This is a genomic window from Nostoc sp. DedQUE12b (genome assembly GCF_034530835.1).
Classification (GTDB): Bacteria; Cyanobacteriota; Cyanobacteriia; order Cyanobacteriales; family Nostocaceae; genus Nostoc.
This window is the reverse complement of the sequence record NZ_JAVRCI010000150.1, coordinates 1-6,209: the sequence shown is the minus strand read 5'-3', so window position 1 is coordinate 6,209 and position 6,209 is coordinate 1. Positions and strand designations below refer to the sequence as shown.

Annotated in this window: 6 protein-coding genes and 1 pseudogene; 2 read left to right on the top strand and 5 right to left on the bottom strand. The window is 42.5% G+C overall.

Annotation, left to right across the window (positions count from 1 at the left end; all coding sequences use genetic code 11):
• Positions 1 to 158 precede the first annotated feature (158 nt).
• On the bottom strand, positions 159 to 1,505 hold the full coding sequence (locus RMY16_RS32880; protein WP_322739885.1) for an ABC transporter substrate-binding protein: 1,347 nt from the start codon (positions 1,503 to 1,505) through the stop codon (positions 159 to 161).
• 278 nt (positions 1,506 to 1,783) lie between these two features.
• Positions 1,784 to 2,998 (bottom strand): hypothetical protein, encoded by a 1,215-nt coding sequence (locus tag RMY16_RS32875; RefSeq protein ID WP_322739884.1) that lies wholly within the window; start codon positions 2,996 to 2,998, stop codon positions 1,784 to 1,786.
• A 315-nt stretch (positions 2,999 to 3,313) separates the two neighbouring features.
• Between RMY16_RS32875 and RMY16_RS32870 the strand changes: the two genes are divergently transcribed.
• Together RMY16_RS32870 and RMY16_RS32865 are read left to right on the top strand one after the other, a co-directional pair.
• Positions 3,314 to 4,585: a sulfite exporter TauE/SafE family protein gene (locus tag RMY16_RS32870; protein ID WP_322739883.1), complete on the top strand. Its 1,272-nt coding sequence runs from the start codon at positions 3,314 to 3,316 to the stop codon at positions 4,583 to 4,585.
• The gene (locus RMY16_RS32865; protein WP_322739882.1) at positions 4,560 to 5,261 is read left to right on the top strand and encodes a hypothetical protein; all 702 of its coding nucleotides are present in this window, start codon (positions 4,560 to 4,562) and stop codon (positions 5,259 to 5,261) included. The genes RMY16_RS32870 and RMY16_RS32865 overlap by 26 nt, the downstream gene beginning before the upstream one ends.
• Positions 5,262 to 5,469: 208 nt before the next feature.
• Here the strand turns inward: RMY16_RS32865 and RMY16_RS32860 are convergent, their stop codons facing one another.
• The 3 genes and pseudogenes from RMY16_RS32860 to RMY16_RS32855 all read right to left on the bottom strand — a co-directional run.
• A complete protein-coding gene (locus RMY16_RS32860) occupies positions 5,470 to 5,655 on the bottom strand; it encodes a DUF6887 family protein (protein WP_289796166.1) in 186 nt (61 codons plus the stop codon).
• Positions 5,648 to 5,827, bottom strand: a complete 180-nt coding sequence (locus RMY16_RS33270; RefSeq protein ID WP_416211730.1) for a DUF6888 family protein — start codon at positions 5,825 to 5,827, stop codon at positions 5,648 to 5,650. Before RMY16_RS33270 ends, RMY16_RS32860 begins: the two co-directional genes overlap by 8 nt.
• A gap of 94 nt (positions 5,828 to 5,921) precedes the next feature.
• Positions 5,922 to 6,209 (bottom strand): annotated as a pseudogene (locus RMY16_RS32855) (UDP-glucose 4-epimerase GalE); the annotation flags it as partial.

Below are 6,209 nucleotides of genomic sequence, written 5' to 3'. Positions count from 1 at the left end.
ATTTGTCATTTGTCATTTGTCATTTGTCATTTGTCATTTGTCATTTGTCATTTGTCATTGGTCATTTGTCATTTGTCATTGGTCATTGGGCATTGGGAATGGAGAAAGGGAAAGAGGTAAGGGGAAAAGGGGAAAGATTAAATTTATTCCTTTTCCCTTTAACCTTTAACCTTTTCCCCTGCCCCTCTGCTCCCCTGCCCCCCTGCCGCCAGCAATCGCCGCGTTTCCGCAGCAGCAGCTTGCATTGCTCGTTCAGGATTCATTCGACCGGATAACGCGGCACTGAGATAACGCTGTAAAATATCTGATGTTTGAGCATATTGCGCGATCGGTGGACGTAAAACTGCATTGTCTACAACCTGCAATAACTGCGGATAGTGGGGGTATTTAGCAACAATCCCTGGGTCTGTAAACAGTTCCCGGCGACTGGGTACATAACCTGCACTAAAAATGAATCGGCGCTGTGCTTCTCGACTGGTAAAATACTGAATTGCTTTCCAAGCCTCTTCAGGATGTTGAGAAGATTTCGCAATTCCTAAACCCCAGCCCCCAAGACTTGCCCCTCCTGTCTTTCCAGGAGCATGAACCATCGGTTTAATCGCAATTTTGCCCCGGATTGGTGAATTTTCTGCTTGGGCTAAAGGCCACGCATAGGGCCAACTACGTAAAAACGCTACTTGACCACTTTGAAACAAACGGCGGGTGTCTTCTTCTTGATAGGTTGTGACTCCAGGAGGAGAAACGCCTTCCCTGATAGTACTACGCAGAAACTCAATGGCTTGTAATGTTTCTGGTCGATCTAGCCCAACTTCAAGGGTGTCGGGTTTAACCCAGAAGCCACCAAAGCCATCGAGGATTTCTGCAAACATCGCCACAAGTCCTTCATATTGGCGACCTTGCCAAACATAGCCCCAATTCACCTGCTTTTTTTTCTGCAAGACTTGGGAAATTCGGATCAAATCATCAAAGGTTTCTGGTGGTTTCAATCCTGCTTGTTTGATTAAATCTTCTCGGTAGTAGAGCATTCCCACGTCGGAACGCACTGGAATGCGGTACAGCTGGTTTTGATAACGTCCGCCTTCTACATCCTGGGGTGAAAATGCTGCCAACTCCTCTTTAGAAATGCGATCGCCTAAAGGTAGCAACCATCCAGCAGCAGCAAACTTGGATGTCCAGATCACATCCATATTGATCAGGTCATAAGGAGATTCACCCAAGATAAAAGATGAGGTATACAGGTCTTCGAGCAAATTTGTGGCATTCGGCCCTTCAACTAGGTTAATGCGAATACCTGGGTTCTCAGCCTCGAAGTCTCTAATTAAACCCTGCCTCCAAGGTTGGGCATCAGGAGCAGTCATTAACAGATTGAGGGTAACTGGTTGCTGCGAGAGTACTACCCAACTGAACAATATAATGCTCAAGAGAGTTGCCAGGAAAACCCCTATATGCAAATAACTTTGTTTTTGGATGAATTTTTGTATGTTAATTGGCTTTCGGTACAACATTATCAATGTAGCGATCGCTAGTGGTAATTATTAGGAAATAAAAACATAAAATATCTCAAAAAAGATTATTTCGTATTATTTTTTTACGGTTTATTAGCAGTAAAATTAATTGATCCCAGCCTACTGCTTAAGGTATCTTAGCAAAAAACTGTATCTAAAGTTAGCAAATAGTGGCGATTTCTCTTGGAAAAAATTTTTGATCATTGTAATAACTACACTCTGCTTGTATTTGGATACGCGATTATTTGCAAACATATCCAGACCGATCGTCAGTCTCTTTACCTATCTAAGCGAAACTCTACTTGAGGTGTAGATATTATCCCCATCCAAATACCTTCTATTAAATTAGTATTCATAGTTTTTCGGTGATATACCTCTGCTATTGCTTCTTTGTTATTATAAGTAAACTGAATTTGATAGACACCCGCTTTAAGAGCTTTAAAAATATAATAACCTCCATCTCCAGCTTCGATGCGAAGAATAAACTGGTTGCGCTTTTGCCAATATAATAAGGAGTATGGAAAAAAGGTAATATTTTCTCCTGGCATAACTAATGGAAAATCTGATTCTAATCGTCTTTTAGTACCACGTCGATAATACCCTTGGAAATGTAGTTGACCATCTGCTCCCACAAGTTGGGGAATTATAGTGGCAAAAAAGCTAAAGCGGACTGGCGTGGGCGTATTATTAGTAATGCAAATGCCTAACTCCATACGAGTCTTAATATCACGCTTTTTTTCTGGCAATCTCAATATTTTTTCCGGCATTAAGATTTCAAAACGTATACCATCCACTTCTACAGCACTACTTTTAGGTTCCACAGGTTGAACCAAGCGAAAATTAACGAAGGCTGCTGTTGGATGACTTGATGCTATTTGTGGTAATTTTGTGACTTCTATAGCGTCTAATTCATTGTTGTAACTACTACTAAATTTGTTGAAATAAATAAATCGAAGCTGATAATTTCCCGGTTGTAGTCCATTAAAAGAGTAATAAGTTTTAGGTCTAAAGTATTCAAAGTCTAAAGAAAAGTCTTTAGTAGATAATTCTAGAATCAGTAAGTCATTTTGCCAAAACAGCCTTCCATTTAAATGAGAAACGCTCTTACTCCCAGGATGGATTAACCAGGAATTGACATTTATTGGATGTTTTCGCCTGTTAACTAATTTGGAAAATAAGCATCTCAATTTAAACCTCCAATTGTGCTGCTGAGATATATTTGATTGATTTGTGGGTTCCTGTTCATAGATAACGATAATTCCCTGTAATGTTTGACCGTCTGAGTTCACAAGTTCGGGAATGAAAGTGTCATCGAAGCTCATAGAAAATTGCTCCGATGTGTTGTTTGTAATCTGAATAACTAGCTCTACAGTAGAAATAGCACCAGATTTATTTTCTGGAATTGCTAATGCTACTGTATCGGGCAGCATAATTTCCAGATGGGTACCATTTACTTCAAAATAGTTTCTGTCATTTAATTCTCTATATGTCATTTTTACTACCTTCTCTAGCTAATAAAATGTATCGTATATGCAAAAAGCAAAAAAGCCAGTTCCGCGCAAGAAGGATGAGCAGCAGTGGCTCTCAGAAGCTTGTGTGTATGGAGTTTTACACCCAGGCTTTCTTTCTTAGAGAAAATATCAAGTTTGACGCTTTGTCTTTTGACAGCGATCGCAACTTCACTTACAGTTCCGCACTAGAGGAGTTTTGAGTACTGAGTGAGAAGAAAAGAAAAAATTTCTTATTACTTCTTCAAAATCTTTATTCGGACGCTCAGGACTCATAACTCAGAACTCGGAACTTTTTTTATGGTAGATTTGTTGCTGATCGCAATCCTGGGGTTCCTGGGGAGTTTTGGACACTGCTTTGGAATGTGTGGCCCTCTAACAGTGGCGTTTTCCCTGTCTCATCAGCCGAAAAGCCCACAAACAGTCTCTTTGGGACGGACATCAACCTTAGAAAAGCCCGATACTTGGCAACAGCAATTAAAATTTCATATTTTGCTAAACCTGGGGCGGATGTTGAGCTATGCTCTAGTCGGTGCTGGCATTGGGGCGCTAGGTTCAGTATTGCTGCAAGGTGGACAGCTAGCGGGTGTTGGCAGCGACTTCCGGCGCTGGATGGCAATTCTGACTGGCGTGATGTTGATTTGGTTTGGCTTAGGACAAGTAAAACCCAATTTACTACCGCGAATTCCGGTGTTACATCCCCTATTGCAAGGTAGTTTACACGATCGCCTCAGCACCGGAATGGTTAAACTTTCCTTAAAAACCAAATGGTGGACGCCAATGCTTTTGGGGATGACTTGGGGTTTAATGCCCTGTGGTTTCCTGTATGCTGCCCAAATTAAAGCCGCTGAAACTGGTAATTTATGGATGAGTACAGCTACTATGCTGGCTTTTGGCTTGGGAACCTTACCCACGATGCTAGGCGTAGGCGTTTCCTCATCTTTGGTAAGTAAAGACAGGCGCAGTCAGTTGTTTCGGTTAGGCGGTTGGGTAACACTCATTATTGGCGTCATCACCTTGCTGCGGACTGGTGACACAATGGTAGATTACACCGGACACGCCGCCTTAATCTGCTTAATTTTGGCGTTAATTGCCCGTCCGATTAGTGGCTTGTGGGCTTCACCACTGCGTTACCGTCGCGGCTTGGGTGTGGGATCTTTTGTGCTTTCTGTGGTTCACACCGTCCACATGATAGAACATTCATTGCAATGGAATTTTGCCGCCTTTTCTTTTCTGCCGCCAGAATTTCAGTGGGGGATGGCTGCGGGTGCTGTAGCATTGGTATTAATGTCCCCCGCCGCTTTTACAAGTTGGGAATCGTTGCAAAAATCTTTGGGCAAGCGTTGGCGACAGATTCATCTATTGGGTGTGCCAGCCTTGCTCTTGAGTGCCATTCATACTGTGTTGATTGGTTCCCATTACCTGGGTTCCTTGCAATCAACTTGGGGAAATAAATTAGCGGCAGTACTGATGGTAATTGTTACTCTCAGTGTCTTGCTAGTGCGATCGCGCTTTTTCTGGTCAAAGTTAGCCGTAGAAAAGTTTTATGTTCCCCCAACCAAATCGCGGTAAATCATCCTTATTTTCTGGCTCCGTTTCAACGAGTCAAAAACAGAGGTGTCACCCACTCAAAGGCATTTTCAAGAAAAATCAAGGAACAATAAAGTATTTATTATTCCTGAGTTGCTTAGTTATATCAATAACTAATCTTTACCCTGCTTTTGCTCATAAGGTAGAAGTAAGCTCAGATGTTGGGGGTACTCTCCACATTGAACCAAATGATAATCCCCGTGCAGGAGAACCAAGCCAAGCCTGGTTTGCACTTACCCGCAGAGGTGGAAAGGTGATTCCTCTGTCACAGTGTAATTGTGAGTTGGCTGTTTATGCCGAACCTTATGCAGCCGGAGAGCCACCACTTTTAGAACCACAGTTACAACCAGTGTCAGCCGAACGTTATCAAGGTATCCCAGGTGCAGAAGTTGTTTTTCCCAAACCAGGTCTTTATGAGTTGCAACTAAATGGAAAACCTGTTTCTGGGGCAAGATTCAAACCCTTTGAATTCAAATTTGAAGTGACTGTGGCAGGAGGCGGGTCTACACAAAATTCACAAAATCTGCGAAATGTCAATGGTGATTTAGTAGAAGGTCAATCTCAACAATTACCAACTTGGGCGATCGCACTGCCAATTCTCGGATTTATCGGCATCTTAGTTGTCGTACTGCGAAGCATGAGAGGGGGTAGCGAGTGAGTGTTCTCACATAAAATCTTGTCGTTATAGCGTTTCCTAAATAAGACCTTAGTTCGATAAACCTCCCCCTGCCTTGAACTAAAGTTCAAGTCTGTCCCTCTCTGAGTCGGAGAGGGATGGTTTTGTGTAGTAAAACCTCTTAGAGGTTTCAATATTTACCAGAGTTAGGCGGTTACTACATGAGCCGTCGAACTTTTTTAATTTACTGTCAACTAGCTTGGCTAATACGCCGTTGTAACTCGATTTCAAATTCCTCATCAGTGCGAGTGATGACTTTTGGTCGTTGGTCTAACCTGTCCATTAAAATATGGAATGCTTCGGTGTCCTGTGGATGATATCTAACCCAATCTCTTAATTCATTATCTGACATGGCTTGATAATCAGGTTTAGTCATGGAAATCAAGCTCACCATTTGGATATATCTCTATTTGTATTGTGTCTCGAATTAAAACGTATATGCGCTTTGTTCTTTCGTCCAGTCGCACCACGTTGATAGGCTGAAACATATTACTTGCTCTCACACATCTACTGTAAAACGCTCTCAACTGTTCTGTTGTTGGTTCCATCTAGACTCCACTCTCAATAAAGCTATCAAGTAAGTCGCTAAGGCATTGAGCTGAGATGCACAACTTTCACGTCGCGCATCTCGGCTCAATGCCATCAAGTCGAATGATGTCGCTTCTGGTGCCACTGCCACGCGTCAGCAACAATATCTTTGATGGATGGATACTGAGGTTGCCAGCCTAAGACTGTTCTGGCTTTATCGCTGGTGCCAATGAGAACTGGGGGATCGCCAGGACGGCGATCGCGTTCTTCTACTGGTATCGAAGTTCCTGTCACCTCTTCGACTGCGGCTATGACTTCTCTGACGGAGAAACCGCTGCCATTGCTCAAATTAAAAACTTCGCTATCGCCACCTTTTAATAAATATTCCAATCCCAAAATATG

Bases quoted from the DNA above. Each gene is read 5' to 3' on its own strand.
- RMY16_RS32880 (WP_322739885.1), bottom strand. From the start codon at position 1,505: ATGTTGTACCGAAAGCCAATTAACATACAAAAATTCATCCAAAAACAA.
- RMY16_RS32875 (WP_322739884.1), bottom strand. From the start codon at position 2,998: ATGACATATAGAGAATTAAATGACAGAAACTATTTTGAAGTAAATGGT.
- RMY16_RS32870 (WP_322739883.1), top strand. From the start codon at position 3,314: ATGGTAGATTTGTTGCTGATCGCAATCCTGGGGTTCCTGGGGAGTTTT.
- RMY16_RS32865 (WP_322739882.1), top strand. From the start codon at position 4,560: ATGTTCCCCCAACCAAATCGCGGTAAATCATCCTTATTTTCTGGCTCC.
- RMY16_RS32860 (WP_289796166.1), bottom strand. From the start codon at position 5,655: ATGACTAAACCTGATTATCAAGCCATGTCAGATAATGAATTAAGAGAT.
- RMY16_RS33270 (WP_416211730.1), bottom strand. From the start codon at position 5,827: ATGGAACCAACAACAGAACAGTTGAGAGCGTTTTACAGTAGATGTGTG.